Raw genomic sequence first — 22344 nt, 5'->3', positions numbered from 1 at the left:
TTTATATAATTGATAGAGATAAAGAAGCAACCGAATCATGGATTAATCGAATCAACAAAAAAAACATATATCACATAGCCAATACTTTCGAAGAATCCGTTATGAGAATTAAAAATATTCTTCAACTCTAAGAATAGAGGACCGCTTTAGATTTCAAAATTTATTGCCTAACGCCTCGTTACTCTCGTTGTTCAACCTTGCTGACATCAGAATAAAATCCTGACGCCAGCAACGTTTCTTAATGCAACCAGCTGTCGTCTTCCCAAACCTGCTGCATAATTTCCATCACCTGCTTTTTGTCTTCGTCCAGTTTTAAGCCGCTCAACTCCAGGCCGTTAGCGCTTCCCTTACGTATGCGGATTGCCGTTTTTGGATAAAGAGGGCGCAAATTTCTGTAAAGCTCAGATTCAAGGGCTTCCAGTGTTGCCTGGCTTATCTTCTGCTCTTTATCGATCATTATTTCAATGCGCATAAAGCCCCCTTTAGTTGATAACGTCCATTGCCTGGCCGTAATCATGGTTACGAATTTTCGCCATCAGCTCGTCCGTTAGTTCCGACACCCACTGGATCGCAAGGCGTTTCTCTTCTTCGCTACACTCACTAGCCGCTACAAGCTTGATAAAGAAATCAATACGCTGGAGTTTCAACGACTCCAAAAGATAGTCCTGCATTTTCCCTCCTATCCTCACTACGGGATAAACCAGCCAGCATCCCCAGGAAGAGATACCGACAACTGTATGCATATACACTGTTTATATATACAGTATATGAGGATTTTGAGGTTGTAAAATATTTTTTAACAATCAATCAGATGAGTCTGTTTACTGAGGTTAATCATTAACTTCACTCAGCGCCGTCATTATTGCCAGTCGCTCAGCATGGGCCAGAGCTGCGAACTTTTCGCGCCAGCGCTTCGCCTTGCGTTTAATGCGCTCCCTGTCGTTGTAATCCTTACCCGCAAAGGTGTGCGAGTAGGCTCGCCCTTCCGGGTAATTCATCCAGATTTTCTCTGTGCGCACACCGCCGCGCGTCATGGCCTGAAATTCTTTCTGACGCCAGCCCGTTAACAGTTCGTCATAAAGCGCTGATGGGTAGCCGGACAAAATCACACTGGCATTTTTTTGGCAGGCTTTTAAGGCAGGCCAGCAGCCGCTCATGATCGGCAACGGTATATTCATTGCGATAACGCGCGGCACTGGTGCGCGTTTCATGCAGATAGGGAGGGTCTGCGTAAACCAGCACACGACCGGCGGAGGAAAAATCGAAGTCCCTTAAAAACTGCACCGCATCGACAACATCGATAAAAAGGCTATCGCCCACGGCATCAAGGAAATCAGCATTGCCCTGGCAGAACGCCTCAACCGTCAGGAGATCAATATCAATACCCCAATTGCGGCGGGTCGGTGGCTTACGCAACATGACAGCGCCACTGCCCAGGTGCGTCTCAATGTAGGTATCATGCGGCGGCATTTCCGCAATAATCTTTTGAAAAACACCGCTTGCGGCCTTGCTTCCCAGATAGGTCATGTATGTTTTCCTCAACTCCTGATTTTGTTTTACTTCACCTGCAGCACAGTCAAAAATGACGTTACTCGATGAATGGCCAGCACTGTCATTTCTGACGGTGAATGCCGGAACGCGGTACCACACCGTCAGACCTGACCATGTTGATCACGGGCTATTCACGCGCTGAAAATGCACGCTTCATTCGGTTCAAAAGGTCATCCGCCTGCTGTTTAATCTCCACAATCTGGGACGGCAGACGTTGAACACCTGCCGCAGTACGGTTTCGGACAGTAAGGCGCCCTTCTTCAACCGTTAACACCTGATCGCCAAAGGCAACCACCGCGCCAGAAATCAACGAACGGACCATTCCGGCACTGGCATCCACACCACGCAGAGACAGCAGCTCACTAATTTGCTTTTCCTGCTCCGTCATAGGGCTGGCTTTTGGCCTCACTTTGACGCGCTTGTTAGTTACCCTTGCCGCGTCGCTCAGCCGCTGCGCTATCACCCGTTTTTCTTTCCGGGATAAAGAGCCAATATCCGCCCAGCTGGCACAGTCATTAATGACCGTGCCGCCAAGATCGGCGCGTTTTTCAACCTCCCGCGGCTCCCGCGTACAGTTATTGACAGAACTCCGAGGGGCGGCGGGGCCGCCTGAAAAATCAAGGTCAAAACCTGAAACGCCGTCGGCCTGACGTTTCGGCACGATTTTGTATTTGGTAGTGCGCGTATGAATCAGCGATTCCGGCCCACGGATCGGGGAATAAACGCCGGAAATTTTGGAGACGTCATCCCCGTAGAGGTTGCCGTTTTCAGTGACTTCATAGCTGAGGCGCACGCGCAGGAGATCACGGGGAACCAGCGGCCCCCCCTGCGCACTCACGTACAAATCCCACGCGCTGCTGTCGGCAGCCTGACGCACTGGCTCAATTTCGGGGTGCAGGACCAGCTCACGATCACCGAGGCGACGTAATTCACGCCACACAGTTACCGGTGCGCCGCCTATTTGCTGGAACTGACGGATCGCCCAACGAGACGCCCAGGCACTTACGCGGCGGGCCATTTCTTTCAGAGGCTTGCCGGTTTCATCATCCAGATCATCATCAAGCTGATAGCCATCAATATTTTTTGAAATGTATTTGGCGATATAGCCCGTTGCGCTGCCCTTCTCTTTCTCGATGGGTTTCATTTCGAAGCGGTTTTCAGCGGCGCCAGGCTCATTCCCATCCTCACGCATGGCGTGCTTACGAAAGATTGCTGTTGCCGGTTCGATATGCTCCGGGCGCATGAAAAGCAGGAGGTGCCAGTGCGGGGTTTCGTCGTGGTGAGGCTCAACAACGCGAAAGCCAAACACGCGAATGCCATTGCGCAGCCAGGCCGCACGCGTGCGCGCCCATACTTTGCAAAGATATTTCTGCGTTTCACGCGGTGACGCGCCGCTGTATTTGTTGTTCCGGCGCCCGTCGTACTGCATTGAGTGATATTTGGATGGAGCGGTAAGCGTGAAGAACGCCCCGGCCAGCCCGGCCTCATCCGCTAAATCTTCGAAACCACGCATGCGCGCCATCAGCTCACGACGACGGTTAGCTGGGTTGGCAACGCTGCCGGCCACTTTATCAATCAGCGATACACGTTCTCCGGTGTCCTCATCTTCCAGCTCCATCGCTTTCAGAAATTCGCGGTTGGCTTTCTTTTGAGCCGTCCACTCCTGCAGGCATGGATCACTGCAGTACGGTGCTGATTTCTTGTGTACGTATCCAGCCGCAACCATCAGATGTTCACGCCAGCGAGCGTGCATACGACGCAGACGATTAAGCCACCACTGCGGAGACTGCAGGCGGGCCACTGCTTTCAGTGCGTCTTCCGCCTCCAGTTCTTCTTTGCAGTAGTCCGTCCAGCACGGGACCGGTGTTTTGAGGTGATTGGCAAGAAACCCCATGCGGCCATAACCTGACAGGGTGGCGAAATGGGGATCGGAAGTGCGGGCCATCTGGAAATCAAACTCGCGGTTAAACTCGCTACCCAACAGATCAGCAAGGTTATGCGCCAGCCGTTTCAGCTCTTTTTTTCCAGCCCAAAGCAGGCGCCAGAATTGTTCACGCAGAGGCAACAAAGCCGCAGGCATAACCCCCTGCGGCAGATACTGCTCGTTGACCTGATCTATACGACTCAGAACGAATCGCTCAAAGGTATTGATTAGCCAGGCATCAGTCGCTTGTTTGCCTTTACGGTCTACCTGTTCAAGTTTTTGAGCATACATACGACGGACAAAATGAGGCAGCGAAGCCAGGCGACGACGAACCGCCCGGCCCCGGTCTGGTGCTTCATCCGTTTCTGCCAGTTCGGCAATCGACAAACGCTTGCGATTGCCGTCCGGCGTCAGATACATGATCCCCGGCGCCGCATCGGCTTGCTTAAAACCGCCGATTGCAGGACGCGGAACATTCCATGCGTATTGGAAAACGGTGTCAGACATTCTGACACCCCATCAAGTAAGCACGGACAAACGCCGTTGCGGCCTCAGCGTTTAGGGCATTTCCGTAAGTTCGAATTCGTCCCACTCTGGAGGCAGCCCCATTAACCAGAGGCTTAAGGCTGGGTTTAACTGGCCGCCACTTTCCATCTCTGCACAACAGCCAGTCAGCATCTCTCCAGAAACCGTTAACCGGACCGGGCCTGCTATCTGTGCTACTACGTCCAGACGGTCTATCGAGATTTTCACATTGCGAATCCGCCCCCCAGGATATCCCCCCTTGTGATCGCTCGCCGTTGTCGTGGGCCAACCAGCCATCTTGACCAGCTGCGCAAGGCTGCTGCCGGACATTCCCGCGGTAATCCCCTGCCCTCCCCGCCTGCTGTCGCTCGCGCTCGGAGTAGTCCAGCCCGAAAGCTGCGCCGCTGTCTGCAGGTTTAACCCACCCTGACGTCCCGAATTGCTCGGATGTTTCCAGGCATTCGCTGTTGGTGTGGGCCACCCAATAAGCTCGGTCTCTGATATTCGGCGCACCGACGCTCGCAGCCGGAAACGCGCACGCCCCGAAGGCATAGCCCAACGCTTCCACGTCAGCTTGTACAAGGTCGATCCAGTCATTCGCGTCAGAGCTTGCAGATTGTTCGCCAAAGACGACGACAGGGCGGCGCTGCCCGACCAGCCAATGCATGGAGGGCCATAAGTGCCGCTCGTCATCAAACCCTTTTCCTTTGCCTGCCGCGCTGAAAGGTTGGCATGGGCAGGAGCCTGTCCATGCTGGTCGCTCGTCCGGCCAGCCAGCACGGCGCAGGGCATATGACCAAACACCAATCCCTGCGAAGAAATTGACCTGAGTAAAGCCTCGTAAATCGTCGGGTCTGACATCTTCAATACTCCTTTCATCAACTACCCCCGGCATAATGCGACCGGCGGCCATATGGACACGCAACTGCTCAGCTGCGAAGGGATCTATCTCGTTGTAATAAGCCCACGCCCTCACGCCTGCACCTCATACTTCACGCTGCAGTCAGGACCGGTTGCAGGATCAAATCCAAGCCAGTGACACGATTTTGAGGTAGCAATGATTTCCACGGCAGACTTACCTTCACCAGCCGCAACGCCCATACTGCGGTTTGCGGTAAGGCGGTGATGGGTGAAATTCCGATAAAGGGAGCGAGTAAGTGTGGTGTCACTGTTTGAAACGATGACCGGATGGCCTTCTGACGAGCGGCGTTCAAGAATAGATGCCAGGCGATACTGATCGTCCTCTGTAAAACCGGCAGTGTGGTAATTACTAAAAGTCCCGTCATAAGGAGGGTCGCAATAAATCACATCGCCCGTCTGCAACAAAGACAACGTTTCTTCGTAGTTAGCGCAAACAAAGGTGGCTCGCTTCGCTTTCTCAGCAAATGCGCGGATTTCACTCTCAGGGAAATACGGCTTTTTATAATTACCGAAAGGGACGTTGAATACACCGCTTAGGTTGTAGCGGCATAACCCACGATAACAATGGCGGTTTAGATAAAGAAAATAAACGGCACGGTGCAGTCGGTCTAATTGCGGATCGTGGTTAAAAGCTTCACGCACACGATAATAATTTTCAGCGACAATAAAACTTTCAAAAACCGCCTTAGCAAGATTAATAAAGTTTTCTGTGTCTTCTGCAATAGTACGATACAGATTGATTAAATCTGGATTGATATCTGCGACAAGATAATGAGGATAGTCTGTTGCCATCATCACAGCGCAGGAACCTGCGAAAGGTTCAACCAGTCGAGGGCCATCTGGGAGGTGCTTTTTGAGTTCGGACATGATGGCGGTTTTGTTTCCCGCCCATTTCAGGATAGTGCTCATACAACGCCTCCGTTGTAGTGCTTGCCTTTAAGCTCTGCGATTTCCTGACAGGTCACACAGCACTGCACGCCCGGAATAGCGCGGCGGCGAGCTGGAGGGATCGGCGCATCGCATTCGATGCAAAGCACACGGGAAACGCCCGGCGCTCTGTTGCGGGCAGTGTGGATGTGGCGCTGGCGTTCTTCTTCAACGCGCTGTTGTACGAGGTCCATAGAGTCAGCCATTAGTGGAGCTCCTGAGATTCGTTTTCGTAGCGGGTTGCTTCGCAGCGCAGAAGTTCAGCTGCTTCAACACCGTTTAACCCTTTGTTGGTGATGTGGGTTGCCAGCGCCTCAAGGCGGATTGAAACTGCGAGCGCGCGGCCTTTGCGCTCCTCACGTTTGGCAATATCGATCACAGCCATAAGCGAATCGGTTTCGGCTACAAACATTTTTCGTAATTCTTTCTGCATTGTTCTCTCTCCTGAATTTGGGCAAAAGAATGCCCGGCGGGTTTACGCCATTAATTTCTGTTGTGGGTTAATTCGGCATGGTTAGCCGCTTGGGAAATAAGCTCACCACTGCACGAAAATGATTCATTGCTTTAACCAGTTCCCGCTTTTCGTCAGTAGTCAGATCACTAATATTGACGCCGTGACGTTCTGCCGGAATTTTTGCCATAAAGAATATGGCAGCCAGTGCGCGCTCATTTTGTTTATGGTTTATATCGCGACGGTCACGCATATCTTTAATGAACCTTTCAAGCTCTGGCTCAATATTCAGACCAAACACACTCGCCCTTAATTCAGCTATATGGTTCAGTCCTTCAAGCCGTTGACCCGGGCTTAGTGGAACAGTCGCAGAAGTACCTTCAATAGCCATGGTTTCACCTGTTTGGTAGTGGTCAGCCCTGCCAGTAGTTCTTCCTGAGAGCGGGACGGGTGCCAGCGCTTGCCATCTTTCCCGATAATCCAGCCATGGCTGTAGTGCATTGCCGGGCTTTGCTTTACCAGCAGCGAAGCGAATGAAGGTTCTTTATTCAGCATAAGCACCTCAGATCAGACCAAACGAAGCGCTGAGGCCCGTCACAGTATCAACAGCACTTGCCATTGCCGGGTTGTACTGTAGGCGCGCGTGCAGGGAAACAGCTGTTAGTGCCATCAAACGAGTAACAGAATTGATGCTTTCGATAACCTGGCGGCGTTCCGTTGTTGTCTGGTGTTCGCCAGAAACAGCGCTTGCTGCAACGCGACCGATCTCTGCTGTAGCATTCAAAACGTAATGAGGCATTTTCTCACTGGCTACTTCGTTCAGCGGCACACATGGCAGGCAATGGATTTGAGCCAGGAAACCGTCAACGAGTGTTGAATCCTCTGTAATATCGGTAAGCATCCAAATTTCTGGCGCCGTAAGTTGATGCGGTTGCTCCGGGTTCAGTTTGTTGCGCAGCGTCTGGACATTCATGCCTGCGCGGTCTGCCAGCTTCGCCATATTGTGACGCTGTGCGAAAGCGCGGCAGGCTTCATCAAAGTGAGGATGTTTGGAAACGCGATAATCAAACATGTTCTAAATCCTTTCTTATCCCAAAATGGAACTATCAGGCTTGCATTGTGACTTCGCAGCCTTGGGCCGCTTCCATCGTCAATGCGAACATGTTGATTTCGATAAGGCTGTTTACTCCGGCTTTTTTCCTGATGGGCAGGCGGTTCTCCCGGATCATTTGACGGGCATAACTAGGTTTGTAACCAGTACGCCGACAAAACTCATCCAGTGTGATGAATGGCTCAGATACCACGAGATTGATGCTGGGGCGCATTGAAAAATTACTTTTCATGATGCACTATTCCTCAGTTTGTGTTTAAAACTTCACTATTCGGAACTATTCGCAATCATTCCGAACACCACAAAACCGATGATAGGATCGCATTTCAAATATGTCAAACACAAAAGAGACCCCACAAGCGATCTCAAAATACAACTTCCCATCACAAAGTGGTGGAAAGGAGGCGATAACCCGCATCCTTAAAGCCTATGGATTCAGTACCAGACAGGCATTGTGCGATCACCTCGGGGTATCTCAGAGCACAATGGCAAACCGCTGGATGCGTGATACTTTTCCTCATGACTGGCTAATTGCATGCCATCTTGATACGGGTGCATCTATGCTTTGGCTTACCACCGGGCAAGGCTCCCCCATGACAAAAGCGGACAGTGATAGCGGATTGCCTTTGCAATTAAAAGAAATCTCAAATGGGATTATCTCCTCTACTGAGCAAGTTCGTTACGATTCTCGCCTCATCCCTCAAGACGCATCGTCACCATTCATTGTGAAGTTTGAAAATTCCTTCTATCTAGTGGACGAGTTCAGGGGAGAAATCAACGATGGAGTCTGGTTGATTGAAATCGATGGCTTTATGAGTATCAGACAAGTTTATCGTCTTCCTGGCGGACGCTTACGCGTTGAGAACGGCCCCGCATCCTTTGAATGCACACCATCGGATATTAAGACCAACGGCAGAGTGATTAGCAAAATAACGTTTACTGAATAAGGAATATTGGTATGACTCAATTTAGCGCTTTCAACTACACACAAAATAGAGATAAAGCCATTGCTAACTTAATCAACGTGATTGAGGGAATGACCTGTGATGGAAATTTAAGCGAAAAAGAAATGATATTCCTAGATACATGGCTCATGGAATCAGACGTTCTTTCTCAAAACTATTTCGTAAATTGCATTAGAGAAAAGATCAGTGAAATTCTTTCTGATGGTGTGGTTGAAAAGGCTGAACTGGATGAGCTGAAAGACCTGCTCCATGAAATGCAGCGCGGATTGATGGACACTCCTAACATAGACCTTTACTCCGCAGATTCTGACAAGCACTTGTTAGAAGGTCTCTGTAAGGGGCTTGCTTCCGACTATCATTTAAGCGATGAAGAAATCCGCTATTTAAATTGGTTCTTATCGACAAATGCAGCTTTAAAAAGCAACTATCCCGGTAAACATCTTTACGAACTGGTTCAATCAATCCTGAGTGATGGAGTGATAACAGATGAAGAACGCACCAAATTATTACAAGAAATTACTGCTTTCACTGGCTCAAATATTTCTGAGGGTATTGTAGATGGGTATTCCACAACATCGCCTGTTGACCTAATTGATGAGTTTAACTCTACAAATAGTAAAGTCTGTCTCACTGGTAAGTTTCTATGTGGCTCCCGTAGACAATGTGAAAGTGACCTTTTAAAGCTTGGCTGCCAAATTGTTGATCGTGTTACTCAAGATTTGGACTATCTAATTATTGGCGCCCTCAGCTCTAAGGATTGGAAATTTCAAAGCTTCGGAAGGAAGATAGAACAGGCAATTGATTATCGTGACAATAAAGGAGTTCCGCTCAAGATCCTCAGTGAAGAACACTGGCAAACCTTAATGCGTGATAATAATTCTATATCTCAATAGGCCTGCAGAATGGCAGTAAGCAAATTAAGCAATGGAAAGTGGCAGGCTCAGGTCTTCCCCAACGGTAGAGATGGGCGGCGTATTCGTCGCCAATTCGCCACCAAAGGGGAAGCTATGGCCTTTGAACGCCACATTAAGGATCAAGCACAGGATAAGCCTTGGTTAGGAGAGAAAGCAGATAAGCGACGGGTTACAGACCTTGTTGAAACTTGGTTCAATGCTCATGGAGTTACACTCTCTGATGGCCTCAAGCGTAAGGGGGCGATGGAGTTTGCCTGTTTCGCCATGGGCAACCCTCTTGCAACTGAATTTAACGCCAAGCTTTTTGCAACCTACCGTGAACAACGTTTAAGCGGGAAAATTACACGTTCTGATCGGGTAAAAGCAGTGACACCCCGCACCGTTAATCTTGAGCTGGCGTATTTCCGTGCCATGTTCAACGAACTGAAAAGGCTGGATGACTGGAGTGCGCCCAATCCGCTTGAAAACGTCCGGGAATTTAAAATTGATGAGGCAGAGCTGGCCTGGCTAACAGTCGAAGAAGTCAAGCAACTGCTGGAAGAGTGTGAGAAAAGTAAAGCGGTAGATTTAGTAACCATCGTCAAAATATGCCTTGCAACCGGCGCACGATGGGGCGAGGCGGAGTCACTTACAGGTAAGCAAATCAGCCCCGGCAAAATCACTTATATTAAAACCAAGGGCAAGAAAAACCGCGCTGTTCCAATCAGTGATGAACTTTACGATATTCTCCCAAAAGTAAGAACGTCAAAACCGATTTTTACTAGATGCTATTCTGCATTTCGAGGAGCCATTAAACGTGCGGGGATTGAACTACCTGATGGGCAGCTATCACATGTACTAAGACATACTTTTGCAAGCCATTTTATGATGAAAGGGGGTAATATTCTTGTACTTCAGCGAATTTTAGGGCATACAGATATAAAAGTTACTATGCGCTATTCACATTTAGCTCCAGAACATTTGTTCGAAGCTGTTTCGCTAAACCCATTATCTGATTTAAAAAAATTAGAATCTTTAGATGAGGAGGCTAAAATACATGTCTAAAATTGACACATGGTTCGCAAGAATAGCTAATTTATCACAACTAGGCGTTTTAATATTAGCCGTTTTTGGTTATTTTTACACAGTGTTACCTGTTTATCAAAAGTCTCTGTTAGATGAGGAAATCGCAAAAAAAACTTTGGAAATAGAGAAAAAAGACAAACAGATAGCAGCTATAAATAAAAAATTGGAAGAAAGAGCTAGTGAACTAGAATCATTATCCAGTGAGATTAACAAGGCAAAAGATGATGCTGCGCAAGCCAAAACAAATCTCCGAGCCATGCAAGGAAAGTATTCCAAACAATATTCTGAATTGAGAGTGCATTTACTATCTCAATTCATAAACTTGGCTTATTCCCAATGTTATGAAAAGAGCTGGGAAATACAATCATTAACTAATTGCTTTATTAAAACCTCAGAATCTGCGGAACTAAGAGAACTTAACAACAATGACATTAAAAAATTAAAAAGCAGCATTTCTCTTATAGCCCCTAAACTTATATCCAGCTATAAAGAGCAAAAAAACGAGCTCGATAGTAAGTTAAAATCCTTATCACTTGAGAAGGACTCCATTGAAAAAGAATGCGAAATTAACAAAACGAAAAAGGAATATGAAGACAGATTTGAAAAAATTAACATTGATTATGATTGCATTAGAAAGAAATCAGCAGCAGACAATAAAAAAATAGAGCTAGAAATGAGATTTATTTTTGCTAAGGAAAAACTCATGTCCAAAGCTCTAGAAGACATTGCAAACCGTACTGTAAACTAACAAGGTTCATTTTGTTAATATTAAAAATGAGGAAAATTTCAAAAATGATGGCAGCAAAATGGCAGCAGATCTATTTAGTATACGACAATATTGTTTACTATTCTTAACCTCAACCCGTTGAAAATAAAGTAAATTATTGTTTTATAAGCGTTAAGATTGGGACTCATAATCGCTTGGTCGCTGGTTCAAGTCCAGCAGGGGCCACCAAATTTTAGCTTTAGAATCATCCAGTTAAGCCACTCGATTGAGTGGCTTTTTTGTTACTCAATACATGAGTGTCGCACGAAAGTAAGAGAGTCTCCCGCTCATCAAGGTTTTGATAAAGCCCTTTACACATGACTAATAGGCCAAAAAGTTGCTTTCCATAGACTTTTGACTTTAAATTCCCGCGACAAATGAAAGGGAAAGATAAGTAATGGATAAACAAGCCAGAGCAAATCATTTACGTGAATGCTTACGCCAGGAAGTAATGATGAGTTCTAAGAAGTTTTCGTGGTTCGGGGTGCTGCATAAAGCTATCAAATGCCCTAATCGCCGTTTCCACTTCTGGTGGCGCATTGCTTCATACTGGCATCATTCAGACAGTAACTTCCTGAAAAAACGAGCTACTAAGATAAACAGAAACCTCATTTTCAAATATGGAACTGATATTCAGTTGGGCGCACACATCGGACCCGGAATGGTGATTTCCCACCATCAAGGGATAGTGATAAACGGCTCCGCTGTCATCGGACACTCTTTGCGTATCAGGCAGAACATAACGGTTGGCATTACCGGTGCGAATGTCCATAAAGAGCCGATATCCATTGTTATTGGCAACAATGTCAGCATTGGCGCGGGTTCCTACATCATCGCAGATAAGATTCGCATCGGTGACAACGTTGTAATCGGCGCTATGTCATTTGTGAACAAAGACATTCCCAGCAACACCACTGTCTATAGCGAAAAAACTTTGCATGTCATACCTAACAAATTACATGCAGCATGAAACAGGCACTGCTACACGTTTCAGTTTTTTAAGTGATTTCCTGCCCCCAAACCCGCGCCAGCTCTCACCGTGCGGGTTTTCCCTGAACTTCTCGCCTCCTAAATTTTGATCTTTTTTCTCATAAAACCTAAATATCATTAATTATCTGATAGTTACAAATTTCATTAGATCCTCCGCAGATCCATAAAAGTGAAAAACACTGAAATTCTTTTCAATCTTTTCAGTTCTGGTTTTCCGCAAAGCCGCCAGCACTGGCGAGGTCTGGCAGTCTGGTTTGTAGAAAAATAAAACTGAAAAAATTTGATGATCCAAAAACCGCAGGCGGGTGCGGTGTAGAGCGATTTTGGTCTGCGAAAGATTTTTTTGGTCATGCTGTGACGCGCCAGCGCCCTGCTGTGCGCACGATCTGTTTTAAGGGTGGCTCTGAGTGTGCGAAAAGGCTGAACGCGCCAGAGCGCCGCTGATAGCGCGTATCCGCTGCTGAATCGCCTGGCTGATGTGGGGCAGACCTTTGCCCGGTGGATGCAGCTGTTTCCCAATATCGCACGGGTACGCCGTGAAAACTTACACGCGGCTCATCGGATCATTGACCCGACCGCAAGGGGTTATTTATCTATCGACTAAATTTCCCCTTGTCCCAGCTCTCGCCGCGGGCCGTTAAGTCAATTGACGGCGCGGCCGCTATTCCCTCAGCATCATAAAAAAATGCGGACGTTGTAAAGCTGTACACGGTGCCGTAAACAGTAAATGAGATATTGTTGCCTATGCCGTCAACTTTTGCGCGGGCGGTATTCGCTGTAAGCGTGGGCGCGATATGTTGTTTTTCGAGAGCCACCAGCGGATCGCCGTCAATCTTACTCGCTAAAAAATAACGATACACTTCCCCGGTGGTCATGTTCGAGCCGTCATACTCAGTAATGTATAACCAGGTGCGGGGCGTGAGCTGGCGAACTTGATATAGCCGATCACTAACAGTTAAACGCTGTATATGTTGAAAATAACAGTACCCCGCGACCGCCAGGGCCATAAGAATAGTGGCGATCCAGTGCAGCGTCCTAAAAGTGATGCTGTTTAACATAGTCGATGCCTTGCCTTATCCAAAATTGGTCAATCGGATCATCACCAAACGGCGGGGTCCCCGTGAAATTACCCTACTCGGGTCTTGATGTGCCGGCTTTCCACTGCGCCGCGCCGGCAGCAATAAGCAAAATCTTTGCAGGGATGCACGCTGCATAACCCACAGCGCCGTAATGGAAATTCCCGAAGTCAGCATAAGCCCGTTTTTGTTGTTTGTAATCCCACGGCCCGCCGTTTCTTACTCGCTCATAAAACCACGTATACGTAAGCGGGGCGGCCATATCCTGGACTTCGTGACGCGCCCGCGCGAGCCTTATGTGTTCGCGCAATATCTCCAGCCCGCGGGGTGGATAAATCGGTATACATGCCATCGTTCTTCCTTTTTGCCAGGCAAAAAGGGCAACATAAGAGCTATAACGGTAATGCGTACTGCTGAAGATCAATTTATTAATTTTATTTTCAACATCAATAAGTAACGAAATTAAATAACACGAACCTATAACACAATTTGTATCACCTGCGATCCGTTTTTAGCCATTAATGAGGTTTTACCCTCATTGGAAATGGAGTTTTAAAAATGGCTATTCCTGCTTATCTATGGCTTAAGGATGATGGCGGCCACCCGATTAAGGGATCTGTGGATGTTCAAAATAGAGAAGGTAGTATAGAGATCCTCTCTTTTAGTCACGGCTTGTTAGTTCCGACCGATAACAACACCGGCAAGATAACCGGTTCCGGCTCTCCGCACTTCTTATACATTTGGGATATTTTAATCATGCTTAATGCTGTTAAGCATTCTCTGGCAGTTATTGCGGCGTACCGCTGCCGCTGCACGCCTCCAGAACCCCAAATTTTCGAGTTTCTCGGCTCACGCATTCAAAAGTAAACTCTATGGTCACATTTAACCTCGCGCTCCCCGTTCCAGAAGGAAGATTCAATAACTCTCACTCTTTCACAAACCCTAAAAACTAAAGAAATCCCCCATCGCGCCGATCATCATCCGTGTGTATTATTTCCTGTAGCTTTTACAACAACTAACCTTAACTCAAATACTTAAGCGCCAGAGCGAAAGGCATCATGAGCACACCGATCAAACGGCTAGAAATCATTAAAAATGCCATTGAGCTGGAAGATGACGACATCATCCGGAGCCAGCTGAAGCGTCTCAAAGAGGAAGCCTTTGACGATGATCTCCTGTCCATCGTCGCGGCGCTAGAGCAGAAAAATTACACCGCAGCCCTTCGCGCTATTACCGCCTGGCTGCAAAGCCAGCGCGCCGTTACCCCGTGGCGTGACCCGCAGCTGGCGGCCAGCAAGCTGGAGCTGAAAGCCCTGGAAGAGCGTCTGCGCGATCTGATTGATCGTCGTAACGCCCGGGTACAGCAGCTTGATGAGTTCAACGATCTCTATTTCTCCCGCCTCGGGCCGTTGATGCAGCAGATCCTCGCCCTGCGTAAAACGCTGGCGGAGCTTAACCTGCGTCGTCAGCAGGAGGAGACGCGTCGTCGGGAAGAGGATTACCGCCGCTGCCAGGGCTATATGGCGCAGGCCGTAGAGGTTCTGTCAACGCTCACCGGGCGCTGGCGAGATCTGCCTGCGGATTCCGTTCAGGCGGCAGAGGCGCGCAAGCATCTTCAGCAGCAAAGTAATCTGATTGCCAACCTGCTGGCCGAAGCGATGGAGCTGGAGACCGGTTTAACGCGTGAAGAAGAGCCAGCACGTCAGGCGCGCGATGAGGCCAACGAAGAGTACAAGAAGTATCGCGAACAGCATCATGATGCCGAAGTGCGCCTGCGTAAAGGCAAGGATCTCTCTGAAGAGGATCGGAACGAGCTGAAGCGGCTCTGGCGTCAGGCGAGCAAGCTATGCCACCCGGATCTGGTTGCCGATGATTTAAAAGAGGAAGCCAACAGGATGATGGTACAACTCAACCAGGCCAAACAGCGCGGCGACGTGAAGGCCATTCGCTCGCTGGTCGCCCGTCTGCAACAAGGATTCGAACCGATGATGGCGAGCGACAGGCTGAACGACCTGGAACGTATTCGCAAAAAGATGGCGCAGGTGCGTGAGCAAATCGACACCCTGGTGAACGAGCTGGCAGAGCTGGAGAAGGAAGAATCCTGGCTGCTCGTCTCGTCGCTCAGCAATATGGAAGCCTACTTTGCCCAGCAGGAGAAAGCGTTGAAAGAGGTATGCGCCTCGCTCGTACATCAGGTGAGCGAAGCGCAGCTGGATCCCGCTGCCTGATTATTTGGCGTGCCAGTACGCGCTGGCACGCACCAGCTGTGGGTCAATTGCGTCGGTTTCAAACTGACGGCTCAGGCGTTTCACCACCTTCCCCTCCCCGGTCAGCCAGATAAAGTAATCCTCTTCCGGCACGTCCAGCGCGGCAAGATGGTCGGCCACCGCCTGCTCGTTGTGGCCGATAACCCAGGTGATGTTGAACCCGCTCAGGTACGCCAGATAGTCCTGGTACGCCGCATCGCCCACGGTGACGATGGCGTGGATCGCCGGGCGAACAGGCAGTTTTGCGATGCCTTCTAAACGGCGGCGCAGCGCGGGCATGCCCGACTCGTCGCACACGTACAGCTGCCAGGCGTAATCTTTCGGCACCACCAGCGAACCGCGTGGACCGCCAATGGTCAGCTTGTCGCCCACCTTCGCCTCTACTGCCCAGTTGCTGGCAATGCCGCCATCATGAACGAAGAAATCGAGCGCCAGCTCATGTTTTTCGTCATCGTACAGCGGGGTATAGTCACGCGCCTGCGGACGCACGCCGTCGCCCCAGTCGATGCCTTCATCGGTCACCACAGGCGGCACGAAAGTGGTGCCCGGTGCCGGGAAAAAGACTTTGGTATGGTCGTCAAAGCCGCGAGAGCGAAAGCCCTCCAGCGCCTCGCCGCCTAGCACAATGCGCTGAAATCCTGCGCTGACTCGCTCAGTGCGCAGCACGTTCAGCTCACGAAAACGCAGGTCATTGCGGACACGTTGAGGGTAACGGGTAGATGCCATAATGATGCCCTTCTCAGGTGAATACGATATATCGGAATGAATTTTTAATGATAATGATTGCTATTAACTCAGAAATCAAGATTTTTTAGATTGCATCTGAATATATCTTAGATATAGTTTAGATATATCAAATTGAGGAAGAAACATGCGACACGAACACGACGGCGGCGGACGCCGGCCACGATTTTTTGGCCATGGCGATCTGCGGCTGGTGATCCTGGATATCCTGACCCGCAACGCGAGCCATGGTTACGAACTGATCAAAGAGATCGAAAACCTGACGCAGGGACATTACACGCCAAGCCCTGGCGTGATCTATCCGACGCTGGATTACTTGCAGGATCAGGCGCTTATCACCATTACCGAAGAAGAGAACGGCCGGAAGCGGATTGCGATTAATGCCGCCGGACAGCAATGGCTGGATGACAACCGGGAACAGCTGGAGCAGATCCAGACGCGTATCAAGGCGCGCTCCGTCGGGTTTCAGCTGCGCAAAAACCCGCAGATGAAGCGGGCGCTGGATAACTTCAAAGCGGTTCTGGATCTAAAGGTTAATCAGGGAGAACTCAGCGACGCGCAGTTGAAACAGATTATCGGCGTGATTGACCGCGCGGCGCTGGAGATCTCCCAGCTGGATTAAGCCAGCGCGCCGTCGCTCACGCGGAACACACGGACCAGCTCTTTCAGGTGCATCGCCTGTTCATTAAGGGATGCCGCCGCCGCAACGGACTCCTCCACCAGCGCGGAGTTCTGCTGGGTGGTGGCGTCTATCAGGCCAATCGCGCTGTTGATCTGCGAGATGCCTTCCGTCTGTTCATGGCTGGCCTGGCGAATCTCACGCAGGATTACGTCCATCTCCTCCACGTTGCCGACCATGCCGTTGATAAGCCCGCTGGCCTTCTCCACAAGGTTCATGCCGTCCTGCGTCTGGCTTGTGGAGCTTTCGATCAGCTGGCGGATCTCACTCGCGGATGTTGCACTTTTCTGCGCGAGCTGGCGTACCTCGCCCGCCACCACCGCAAAGCCGCGACCATGCTCACCCGCGCGCGCCGCTTCGACCGCCGCGTTCAGCGCCAGAATGTTGGTCTGGAAGGCAATGGCGTCGATCAGGTCGATAATGTCGGACATCCTGTTCGATGTTTCGTTAATCAGGCGCATTTTACTGGTGACCTGCTTCATCATCTCGCCGTTGTTTTTGACTACGGCAGCCGCATCGGCAGACAGGTTCGTCGCTTCTCCGGTGTGGGACGCGGTGTTCTTCACCGTGGCGGTGATCTGCTCCATCGATGTGGCCGTCTGTTCAACGGAACTGGCCTGCTCCTCCGTGCGGGCAGCCAGATCCTGGTTGCCCGCGACAATCTGCGCGGCGGCGCTGGAGATGTTTTCCGATCCGGTTTGCACCTGCTGCACAATCTCCAGCAGGCGCGTTTTCATCTCCATCAGTGCGGTGAGTAGCAGTCCGGTTTCATCTTTACCGTGCGAGGTAATGCTGCCGGTGAGATCGCCATCGGCAATGGCCTCCGCAAAATTCACCGCATCGTTCAGCGGGCGGGTAATGGATCGCACAATGAACCAGCCAGCCAGGCTGGCTGCCGCGACGCTGAAAAGCGTAATCAGGATCAGCAGCAGACGATTGGTGTGGAAATCGCCTTCCACCTGTTCGCCCGCACTCTGCATTTCATGGTCCTGGATCGCAATCAGCGCCTGCACTTTCGCTTTATAGGACTGTTGCAGGTTCAGGGTGTTGGTCATCATCTCGTTTATCGCGCCCGCACGGTCGTTATTCTGCACGGCCTGCAAAATGCGGTAGCGCGAGTCAAGATATTGCTGGCGTACGCCGTGGATATCCGCCAGCACCTGTTGGGATTTTTTATCCTTGAGAGCGTTGTCCAGCTCGCTCAGGATTGCGGTGATGCGCTCGCTGATCGCCTTCAGACGCTGCTCTGATTGCGCCGTGTACGTCCCCTGCTCGTCCAGCAGCATGAGCTGCTGCGTGCTGATAAATTCCTGGAAGTTGTCGATTAACTGGTTCGCTTTTACCGTCGTTGGATAGTCGCTGGTAAGGATGGTTTGCATTCCATTGTTTGCCCGATTCAGGCTCATCAGAGACAAGCTTGCGCTGACGACCATCAGGACAATAAATAATCCAAACGCCAGAAATAATTTCGTGCCGATCTTTACGTCATGTATGAACATATTTACCCCATCGATGTGATTATTTCTCAGACGATCGCTGTTATCGACAGGAAAAGCGCTAACTTTATGACTTTGATCGTTTTTTTATTTTTCACTCTCAATGAATTCGGGGCGTAACAATTAAAAAACCGGGCGCTTTTTTTTAGTTAATTAATATTTCATTAACAACATGACTTATTCTGTAAAACAAAAAAGCCGTTTACCCCGGAGGAATAAACGGCTTTATCGAAGAATGCATTTCTTAATGCAGCACGGTAACCGCATCTTCAAGACGTCCGGCCCGGTGCTTAACCATCGCGGAAATCTGCGCGCTCTCTTCTACCAGGTCAGCATTTTTCTGCGTAATGCTGTCCAGCTCTGCCACGGCACGGGTCAGCTCTGTCAGGCCTGTCGCCTGTTCGGAGGTGGCGTGGCTGATCTGCGCGATGAGCTGCGTGACATTTTTCACCTGCCCGACAATATCATCCATGGTACGTCCCGCGGCGTGGACCTGATCGGCGCCCGACTGCACTTTGCTGGCGCTGGCGTCGATCAGCTTGCGAATATCGTTAGCCGCGTTCGCGCTGCGGCTGGCAAGATGACGCACTTCGCCCGCCACCACCGCAAAACCTTTCCCCTGCTCGCCCGCGCGTGCCGCCTCAACCGCGGCGTTCAGCGCCAGAATATTGGTCTGGAAGGCGATGTCATTGATAAGCGAGGTAATAGAGCCAATGCGCTGGGTACTGTCGGCAATGTCATCCATGGTTTTCACCACGGTCTGCATCACGGTGCCCCCCTGCGTGGCCGCGCTGCTGGCAGCCATCGACAGCTTGTCGACTTCGGCTGCGGTCTCAGAGTTACTCTGCACCGACGCCGCCATCTGATTCATTGTTGCCACGGTCTGCTGCACGTTAGCCACGGTCTGGCGCGTGCGGTCGTTGAGATCTTCATTACCCTGCGCCAGCCTGTCGCTGCCGTCGCGCACGCTCACCACCTGGCTGGAGACGTCGTTGATCAGCCAGCGGCACATCAGCCCCAGCTGTCCGACGGCCCGCAGCGTCAGCCCCAGTTCATCGCTGCGGTTAAGATGCTGCACGCTGTTACGCTCTCCGGTAGCGACCCTGAGCGCCTGCCGTGCGACGTTTTCCACCGGGCGGACAATCTGTTGTTCAAACACCAGGGTGCCAAGCAGCATCACCACGGCTGCCGCCACCAGCGAAGCCCAGCCCGCGGCACTGGCAACCAGCGTTATGGCCAACACCGCGAAAAGTATCGCCATCACGCTGCGCACGCGCCAGCGCAGCGGCATCGCCGGTAATTTACCGAGCCAGCCTTTGCGCACCACCAGCCCTTTATGAATGCGTTTTTTGCAGCGTCCTTCGTTGAGCGCCTTATAAAGCGGCTCCACCGCGGCGACCTCGTCCTCGGTGGCGCGGGTACGAATGGACATATAGCCCGTCATCTGGCCGTTACGCACCATCGGTACCGCATTGGCGCGTACCCAATAGTGATCGCCATTTTTACGTCGGTTTTTGACAATCCCGCTCCAGGGTTCGCCCTTTTGCAGCGTGTACCACATGTCGGCAAAAGCCGCTTTCGGCATATCCGGATGGCGCACAATGTTGTGCGGCTGCCCGAGCAGCTCCTGGAGCGTAAAGCCGCTCACTTGCACAAAGGTGTCGTTAGTGTGGGTCATGTAGCTGTGGAGGTCGGTGGTCGACATAAGCGTGGTGTCATCGTCCAGCGGATATTCATTCTGGGTGACATAGTCAGGAGAGGACATAGTGAGCATCCCTTGCAGGTTATTTGAATGTTAATTTTGTGGCTTATGTTTTTTCGGCGATAAAAAATTTATCTTTAGTTGTTAAATATGATTGAGATCGCAAATCTCGGTTAAACCGCACTTTTCGTACGTTTTTCTAATTAATTGATTTAAAATACTTTCGAGACGAAACTACCTACAAAGCATGATCCCCCGGCGCACACTTAAGGCGCATTCCCTGCCCTGGCGTAGTGCAATTGACGACCCCCCATCCCCGGCTCGTTATCCCTTATCCCGTGCGGCGCGCAATGGCATGATTAAATATTGTGCAAATTTGATTTCACCTGGCGTTTATCCCGATTTTTGTTAAGGCATCTGAGGTGGCGTAATCCCTGCAATAATTAACTCAGTATCATGTGATACGCGATCCCCGGGAGCATATTTTGAACAGGTTACCTTCCAGCGCCTCGGCTCTTGCCTGTACCGCGCACGCACTGAATCTCATTGAGAAGCGAACGCTTGATCATGAGGAGATGAAACAACTTAACCGTGAGGTCATTGATTACTTTAAAGAGCATGTGAATCCTGGTTTTCTGGAGTATCGCAAATCTGTTACCGCCGGCGGGGATTACGGAGCCGTAGAGTGGCAAGCGGGCAGTCTGAATACGCTTGTCGACACCCAGGGACAGGAGTTTATTGATTGCCTGGGTGGTTTTGGTATTTTCAACGTGGGGCACCGTAATCCAGTTGTGGTTTCCGCCGTACAGAATCAACTTGCGAAACAACCTCTCCATAGCCAGGAACTGCTCGACCCGCTTCGCGCCATGCTCGCGAAGACGCTGGCAGCCTTAACGCCCGGCAAGCTGAAATACAGCTTCTTCAGCAACAGCGGCACGGAATCGGTCGAAGCGGCGATTAAACTCGCCAAAGCGTACCAGTCGCCGCGTGGGAAATTCACCTTTATCGCCACCAGCGGCGCGTTCCACGGCAAATCCCTGGGCGCACTGTCGGCGACCGCTAAATCTACCTTCCGCAAACCGTTTATGCCGCTGCTGCCGGGCTTCCGCCACGTGCCGTTTGGCGATATCAACGCCATGCGCACCATGCTAAGTGAATGCCGTAAAACCGGCGACGACGTGGCGGCGGTGATCCTGGAGCCGATTCAGGGTGAAGGCGGCGTGATCCTCCCGCCGCAGGGCTATCTGCCCGCCGTGCGTCAGCTGTGCGATGAGTTTGGCGCGCTGCTGATCTTCGACGAAGTGCAGACCGGGATGGGGCGCACCGGCAAGATGTTCGCCTGCGAACACGAGAACGTTCAGCCGGATATTCTGTGCCTGGCGAAAGCGTTGGGCGGCGGCGTGATGCCGATTGGCGCAACGGTCGCCACTGAGGAGGTGTTCTCGGTGCTGTTCGACAACCCGTTCCTGCACACCACCACCTTCGGCGGTAACCCGCTGGCCTGCGCGGCGGCGCTGGCGACCATCAACGTGCTGCTGGAGCAAAACCTGCCTGCGCAGGCGGAGCAGAAAGGCGACATGCTGCTGGACGGTTTCCGTCAGCTGGGCCGGGAATATCCGGATCTGGTACAGGATGCGCGCGGAAAAGGGATGCTGATGGCGATTGAGTTCGTTGATAACGAAACCGGTTATAGCTTCGCGAGCGAGATGTTCCGCCAGCGGGTACTGGTGGCCGGAACGCTCAACAACTCGAAAACCATCCGCATTGAGCCACCGTTGACGCTTACCATTGAGCAGTGTGAGCAGGTGCTGAAGGCAGCGCGAAAAGCGCTGGCGGTATTACGTATTGCCGTAACGCCAGCCTGAACATTTATTTTTCTGCCATTCAGACTATTGCAAGGTGATATACAAAGAAATCCCTGGGGTATACCAGGGATTTCTGTATGCAGTCAGGCTGAGAAATAACATCCATATGTGCTAATACGGTTCGTCATATAAACTTAAAATGTTTCGTGATATTTCTTGATGTAACATCAAGTTGTAAAATAAACCGGATAATAACGCCGCAGCGTTCCTGATGCATGTCCGAATAATGACAACCGTAACGCCTTGCATTATTAACAAAACCCTCATGACATTCATCAAATATATCAATAACACCCACCACTAAATAAAAACAGGCGTCTGGCGACCCGCAGCATCATTCAAACAAATAAATCTGTCTCTTATACACATCTGACGCTGCCGACGACTAACCTCGGGTGTAGATCT

24 protein-coding genes and 2 pseudogenes are annotated in these 22344 nt (G+C 50.5%); 9 read left to right on the top strand and 17 right to left on the bottom strand.

Annotation, left to right across the window (positions count from 1 at the left end):
• Positions 1–238 precede the first annotated feature (238 nt).
• From ACNQ0W_RS22680 to ACNQ0W_RS22625, 12 genes and pseudogenes are all read right to left on the bottom strand, one after another.
• Complete coding sequence (locus tag ACNQ0W_RS22680) at positions 239–472, bottom strand: DinI family protein (protein ID WP_116329957.1); 234 nt, start codon at positions 470–472, stop codon at positions 239–241.
• A gap of 10 nt (positions 473–482) precedes the next feature.
• The gene (locus tag ACNQ0W_RS22675) at positions 483–671 is read right to left on the bottom strand and encodes a hypothetical protein (RefSeq protein ID WP_014884914.1); all 189 of its coding nucleotides are present in this window, start codon (positions 669–671) and stop codon (positions 483–485) included.
• Positions 672–830: 159 nt separating this feature from the next.
• Positions 831–1527, bottom strand: a pseudogene (locus ACNQ0W_RS22670) (DNA adenine methylase).
• 151 nt (positions 1528–1678) lie between these two features.
• Positions 1679–3982 carry a replication endonuclease gene (locus ACNQ0W_RS22665; RefSeq protein ID WP_180261576.1) on the bottom strand — a complete coding sequence of 768 codons (2304 nt, stop codon included), beginning with the start codon at positions 3980–3982 and terminating at the stop codon, positions 1679–1681.
• Positions 3975–4976, bottom strand: coding sequence for a DNA cytosine methyltransferase (locus ACNQ0W_RS22660; protein ID WP_116329955.1), 1002 nt, complete (start codon positions 4974–4976; stop codon positions 3975–3977). Before ACNQ0W_RS22660 ends, ACNQ0W_RS22665 begins: the two co-directional genes overlap by 8 nt.
• A complete protein-coding gene (locus ACNQ0W_RS22655) occupies positions 4973–5830 on the bottom strand; it encodes a DNA adenine methylase (protein WP_116329954.1) in 858 nt (285 codons plus the stop codon). Before ACNQ0W_RS22655 ends, ACNQ0W_RS22660 begins: the two co-directional genes overlap by 4 nt.
• On the bottom strand, positions 5827–6054 hold the full coding sequence (locus ACNQ0W_RS22650; RefSeq protein WP_048987514.1) for a TraR/DksA family transcriptional regulator: 228 nt from the start codon (positions 6052–6054) through the stop codon (positions 5827–5829). The genes ACNQ0W_RS22655 and ACNQ0W_RS22650 overlap by 4 nt, the downstream gene beginning before the upstream one ends.
• Complete coding sequence (locus ACNQ0W_RS22645) at positions 6054–6281, bottom strand: DUF2732 family protein (RefSeq protein ID WP_039025453.1); 228 nt, start codon at positions 6279–6281, stop codon at positions 6054–6056. The genes ACNQ0W_RS22650 and ACNQ0W_RS22645 overlap by 1 nt, the downstream gene beginning before the upstream one ends.
• 67 nt (positions 6282–6348) lie before the next feature.
• Complete coding sequence (locus ACNQ0W_RS22640) at positions 6349–6690, bottom strand: DUF5347 domain-containing protein (RefSeq protein ID WP_032707289.1); 342 nt, start codon at positions 6688–6690, stop codon at positions 6349–6351.
• Positions 6654–6854, bottom strand: coding sequence for a phage filamentation protein Fil family protein (locus ACNQ0W_RS22635; protein ID WP_111975963.1), 201 nt, complete (start codon positions 6852–6854; stop codon positions 6654–6656). Before ACNQ0W_RS22635 ends, ACNQ0W_RS22640 begins: the two co-directional genes overlap by 37 nt.
• 7 nt (positions 6855–6861) lie before the next feature.
• Complete coding sequence (locus ACNQ0W_RS22630) at positions 6862–7371, bottom strand: phage regulatory CII family protein (RefSeq protein ID WP_111975962.1); 510 nt, start codon at positions 7369–7371, stop codon at positions 6862–6864.
• 34 nt (positions 7372–7405) lie between these two features.
• Positions 7406–7642 carry a hypothetical protein gene (locus ACNQ0W_RS22625; RefSeq protein ID WP_062856346.1) on the bottom strand — a complete coding sequence of 79 codons (237 nt, stop codon included), beginning with the start codon at positions 7640–7642 and terminating at the stop codon, positions 7406–7408.
• 100 nt (positions 7643–7742) lie between these two features.
• Between ACNQ0W_RS22625 and ACNQ0W_RS22620 the strand changes: the two genes are divergently transcribed.
• The 5 genes from ACNQ0W_RS22620 to ACNQ0W_RS22600 all read left to right on the top strand — a co-directional run bounded on the left by ACNQ0W_RS22620 (position 7743) and on the right by ACNQ0W_RS22600 (position 12090).
• The gene (locus ACNQ0W_RS22620) at positions 7743–8357 is read left to right on the top strand and encodes a phage repressor protein CI (protein ID WP_116329953.1); all 615 of its coding nucleotides are present in this window, start codon (positions 7743–7745) and stop codon (positions 8355–8357) included.
• 11 nt (positions 8358–8368) lie between these two features.
• On the top strand, positions 8369–9268 hold the full coding sequence (locus ACNQ0W_RS22615; RefSeq protein WP_162875876.1) for an NAD-dependent DNA ligase: 900 nt from the start codon (positions 8369–8371) through the stop codon (positions 9266–9268).
• 9 nt (positions 9269–9277) lie between these two features.
• Positions 9278–10333, top strand: coding sequence for a tyrosine-type recombinase/integrase (locus ACNQ0W_RS22610; RefSeq protein WP_111975959.1), 1056 nt, complete (start codon positions 9278–9280; stop codon positions 10331–10333).
• Positions 10326–11102 carry a coiled-coil domain-containing protein gene (locus ACNQ0W_RS22605; protein ID WP_116329951.1) on the top strand — a complete coding sequence of 259 codons (777 nt, stop codon included), beginning with the start codon at positions 10326–10328 and terminating at the stop codon, positions 11100–11102. Before ACNQ0W_RS22610 ends, ACNQ0W_RS22605 begins: the two co-directional genes overlap by 8 nt.
• 415 nt (positions 11103–11517) lie before the next feature.
• On the top strand, positions 11518–12090 hold the full coding sequence (locus ACNQ0W_RS22600; RefSeq protein ID WP_062933674.1) for a serine acetyltransferase: 573 nt from the start codon (positions 11518–11520) through the stop codon (positions 12088–12090).
• Between the two features lie 613 nt (positions 12091–12703).
• On the opposite strand, the gene ACNQ0W_RS22595 is transcribed toward ACNQ0W_RS22600, so the two are convergent.
• Both ACNQ0W_RS22595 and ACNQ0W_RS22590 read right to left on the bottom strand, forming a co-directional pair.
• The gene (locus tag ACNQ0W_RS22595; RefSeq protein WP_062933676.1) at positions 12704–13168 is read right to left on the bottom strand and encodes a hypothetical protein; all 465 of its coding nucleotides are present in this window, start codon (positions 13166–13168) and stop codon (positions 12704–12706) included.
• A 73-nt stretch (positions 13169–13241) separates the two neighbouring features.
• Complete coding sequence (locus tag ACNQ0W_RS22590) at positions 13242–13538, bottom strand: polymorphic toxin type 44 domain-containing protein (protein WP_232961593.1); 297 nt, start codon at positions 13536–13538, stop codon at positions 13242–13244.
• A 206-nt stretch (positions 13539–13744) separates the two neighbouring features.
• Between ACNQ0W_RS22590 and ACNQ0W_RS22585 the strand changes: the two are divergent.
• Both ACNQ0W_RS22585 and ACNQ0W_RS22580 read left to right on the top strand, forming a co-directional pair.
• A pseudogene (locus tag ACNQ0W_RS22585) lies at positions 13745–13903 on the top strand (type VI secretion system tube protein Hcp); the annotation flags it as partial.
• Between the two features lie 341 nt (positions 13904–14244).
• Entirely contained in the window at positions 14245–15414 is a 1170-nt protein-coding gene (locus tag ACNQ0W_RS22580; RefSeq protein ID WP_062933677.1) for a DNA repair protein, read from the top strand.
• Here the strand turns inward: ACNQ0W_RS22580 and ACNQ0W_RS22575 are convergent, their stop codons facing one another.
• Positions 15415–16179, bottom strand: coding sequence for a siderophore-interacting protein (locus ACNQ0W_RS22575; RefSeq protein ID WP_062933678.1), 765 nt, complete (start codon positions 16177–16179; stop codon positions 15415–15417).
• A 145-nt stretch (positions 16180–16324) separates the two neighbouring features.
• Here ACNQ0W_RS22575 and ACNQ0W_RS22570 point away from each other — a divergent pair, with 145 nt between their 5' ends.
• On the top strand, positions 16325–16819 hold the full coding sequence (locus ACNQ0W_RS22570) for a PadR family transcriptional regulator (protein ID WP_017382401.1): 495 nt from the start codon (positions 16325–16327) through the stop codon (positions 16817–16819).
• On the opposite strand, the gene ACNQ0W_RS22565 is transcribed toward ACNQ0W_RS22570, so the two are convergent.
• Both ACNQ0W_RS22565 and ACNQ0W_RS22560 read right to left on the bottom strand, forming a co-directional pair.
• On the bottom strand, positions 16816–18375 hold the full coding sequence (locus ACNQ0W_RS22565; protein WP_062933679.1) for a methyl-accepting chemotaxis protein: 1560 nt from the start codon (positions 18373–18375) through the stop codon (positions 16816–16818). The genes ACNQ0W_RS22570 and ACNQ0W_RS22565 overlap by 4 nt on opposite strands.
• Positions 18376–18616: 241 nt before the next feature.
• Positions 18617–20137, bottom strand: a complete 1521-nt coding sequence (locus ACNQ0W_RS22560) for a PAS domain-containing methyl-accepting chemotaxis protein (protein WP_062933680.1) — start codon at positions 20135–20137, stop codon at positions 18617–18619.
• Between the two features lie 422 nt (positions 20138–20559).
• Between ACNQ0W_RS22560 and ygjG the strand changes: the two genes are divergently transcribed.
• Positions 20560–21939, top strand: a complete 1380-nt coding sequence (ygjG, locus tag ACNQ0W_RS22555; protein WP_062933681.1) for a putrescine aminotransferase — start codon at positions 20560–20562, stop codon at positions 21937–21939.
• Positions 21940–22344: the final 405 nt, after the last annotated feature.

The organism is Enterobacter cloacae complex sp. 6730903 (assembly GCF_048283985.1).
Taxonomy (GTDB): domain Bacteria; phylum Pseudomonadota; class Gammaproteobacteria; order Enterobacterales; family Enterobacteriaceae; genus Enterobacter; species Enterobacter hormaechei_C.
Note: the sequence above shows the minus strand (reverse complement) of the source record. Positions and strands in the feature narration are given on the sequence as shown.

Coding starts and splice junctions, on each gene's coding strand:
- ACNQ0W_RS22680 (WP_116329957.1), bottom strand. CDS start 472: ATGCGCATTGAAATAATGATCGATAAAGAGCAGAAGATAAGCCAGGCA.
- ACNQ0W_RS22675 (WP_014884914.1), bottom strand. CDS start 671: ATGCAGGACTATCTTTTGGAGTCGTTGAAACTCCAGCGTATTGATTTC.
- ACNQ0W_RS22665 (WP_180261576.1), bottom strand. CDS start 3,982: ATGTCTGACACCGTTTTCCAATACGCATGGAATGTTCCGCGTCCTGCA.
- ACNQ0W_RS22655 (WP_116329954.1), bottom strand. CDS start 5,830: ATGAGCACTATCCTGAAATGGGCGGGAAACAAAACCGCCATCATGTCC.
- ACNQ0W_RS22650 (WP_048987514.1), bottom strand. CDS start 6,054: ATGGCTGACTCTATGGACCTCGTACAACAGCGCGTTGAAGAAGAACGC.
- ACNQ0W_RS22645 (WP_039025453.1), bottom strand. CDS start 6,281: ATGCAGAAAGAATTACGAAAAATGTTTGTAGCCGAAACCGATTCGCTT.
- ACNQ0W_RS22640 (WP_032707289.1), bottom strand. CDS start 6,690: ATGGCTATTGAAGGTACTTCTGCGACTGTTCCACTAAGCCCGGGTCAA.
- ACNQ0W_RS22635 (WP_111975963.1), bottom strand. CDS start 6,854: ATGCTGAATAAAGAACCTTCATTCGCTTCGCTGCTGGTAAAGCAAAGC.
- ACNQ0W_RS22630 (WP_111975962.1), bottom strand. CDS start 7,371: ATGTTTGATTATCGCGTTTCCAAACATCCTCACTTTGATGAAGCCTGC.
- ACNQ0W_RS22625 (WP_062856346.1), bottom strand. CDS start 7,642: ATGAAAAGTAATTTTTCAATGCGCCCCAGCATCAATCTCGTGGTATCT.
- ACNQ0W_RS22620 (WP_116329953.1), top strand. CDS start 7,743: ATGTCAAACACAAAAGAGACCCCACAAGCGATCTCAAAATACAACTTC.
- ACNQ0W_RS22615 (WP_162875876.1), top strand. CDS start 8,369: ATGACTCAATTTAGCGCTTTCAACTACACACAAAATAGAGATAAAGCC.
- ACNQ0W_RS22610 (WP_111975959.1), top strand. CDS start 9,278: ATGGCAGTAAGCAAATTAAGCAATGGAAAGTGGCAGGCTCAGGTCTTC.
- ACNQ0W_RS22605 (WP_116329951.1), top strand. CDS start 10,326: ATGTCTAAAATTGACACATGGTTCGCAAGAATAGCTAATTTATCACAA.
- ACNQ0W_RS22600 (WP_062933674.1), top strand. CDS start 11,518: ATGGATAAACAAGCCAGAGCAAATCATTTACGTGAATGCTTACGCCAG.
- ACNQ0W_RS22595 (WP_062933676.1), bottom strand. CDS start 13,168: ATGTTAAACAGCATCACTTTTAGGACGCTGCACTGGATCGCCACTATT.
- ACNQ0W_RS22590 (WP_232961593.1), bottom strand. CDS start 13,538: ATGGCATGTATACCGATTTATCCACCCCGCGGGCTGGAGATATTGCGC.
- ACNQ0W_RS22580 (WP_062933677.1), top strand. CDS start 14,245: ATGAGCACACCGATCAAACGGCTAGAAATCATTAAAAATGCCATTGAG.
- ACNQ0W_RS22575 (WP_062933678.1), bottom strand. CDS start 16,179: ATGGCATCTACCCGTTACCCTCAACGTGTCCGCAATGACCTGCGTTTT.
- ACNQ0W_RS22570 (WP_017382401.1), top strand. CDS start 16,325: ATGCGACACGAACACGACGGCGGCGGACGCCGGCCACGATTTTTTGGC.
- ACNQ0W_RS22565 (WP_062933679.1), bottom strand. CDS start 18,375: ATGTTCATACATGACGTAAAGATCGGCACGAAATTATTTCTGGCGTTT.
- ACNQ0W_RS22560 (WP_062933680.1), bottom strand. CDS start 20,137: ATGTCCTCTCCTGACTATGTCACCCAGAATGAATATCCGCTGGACGAT.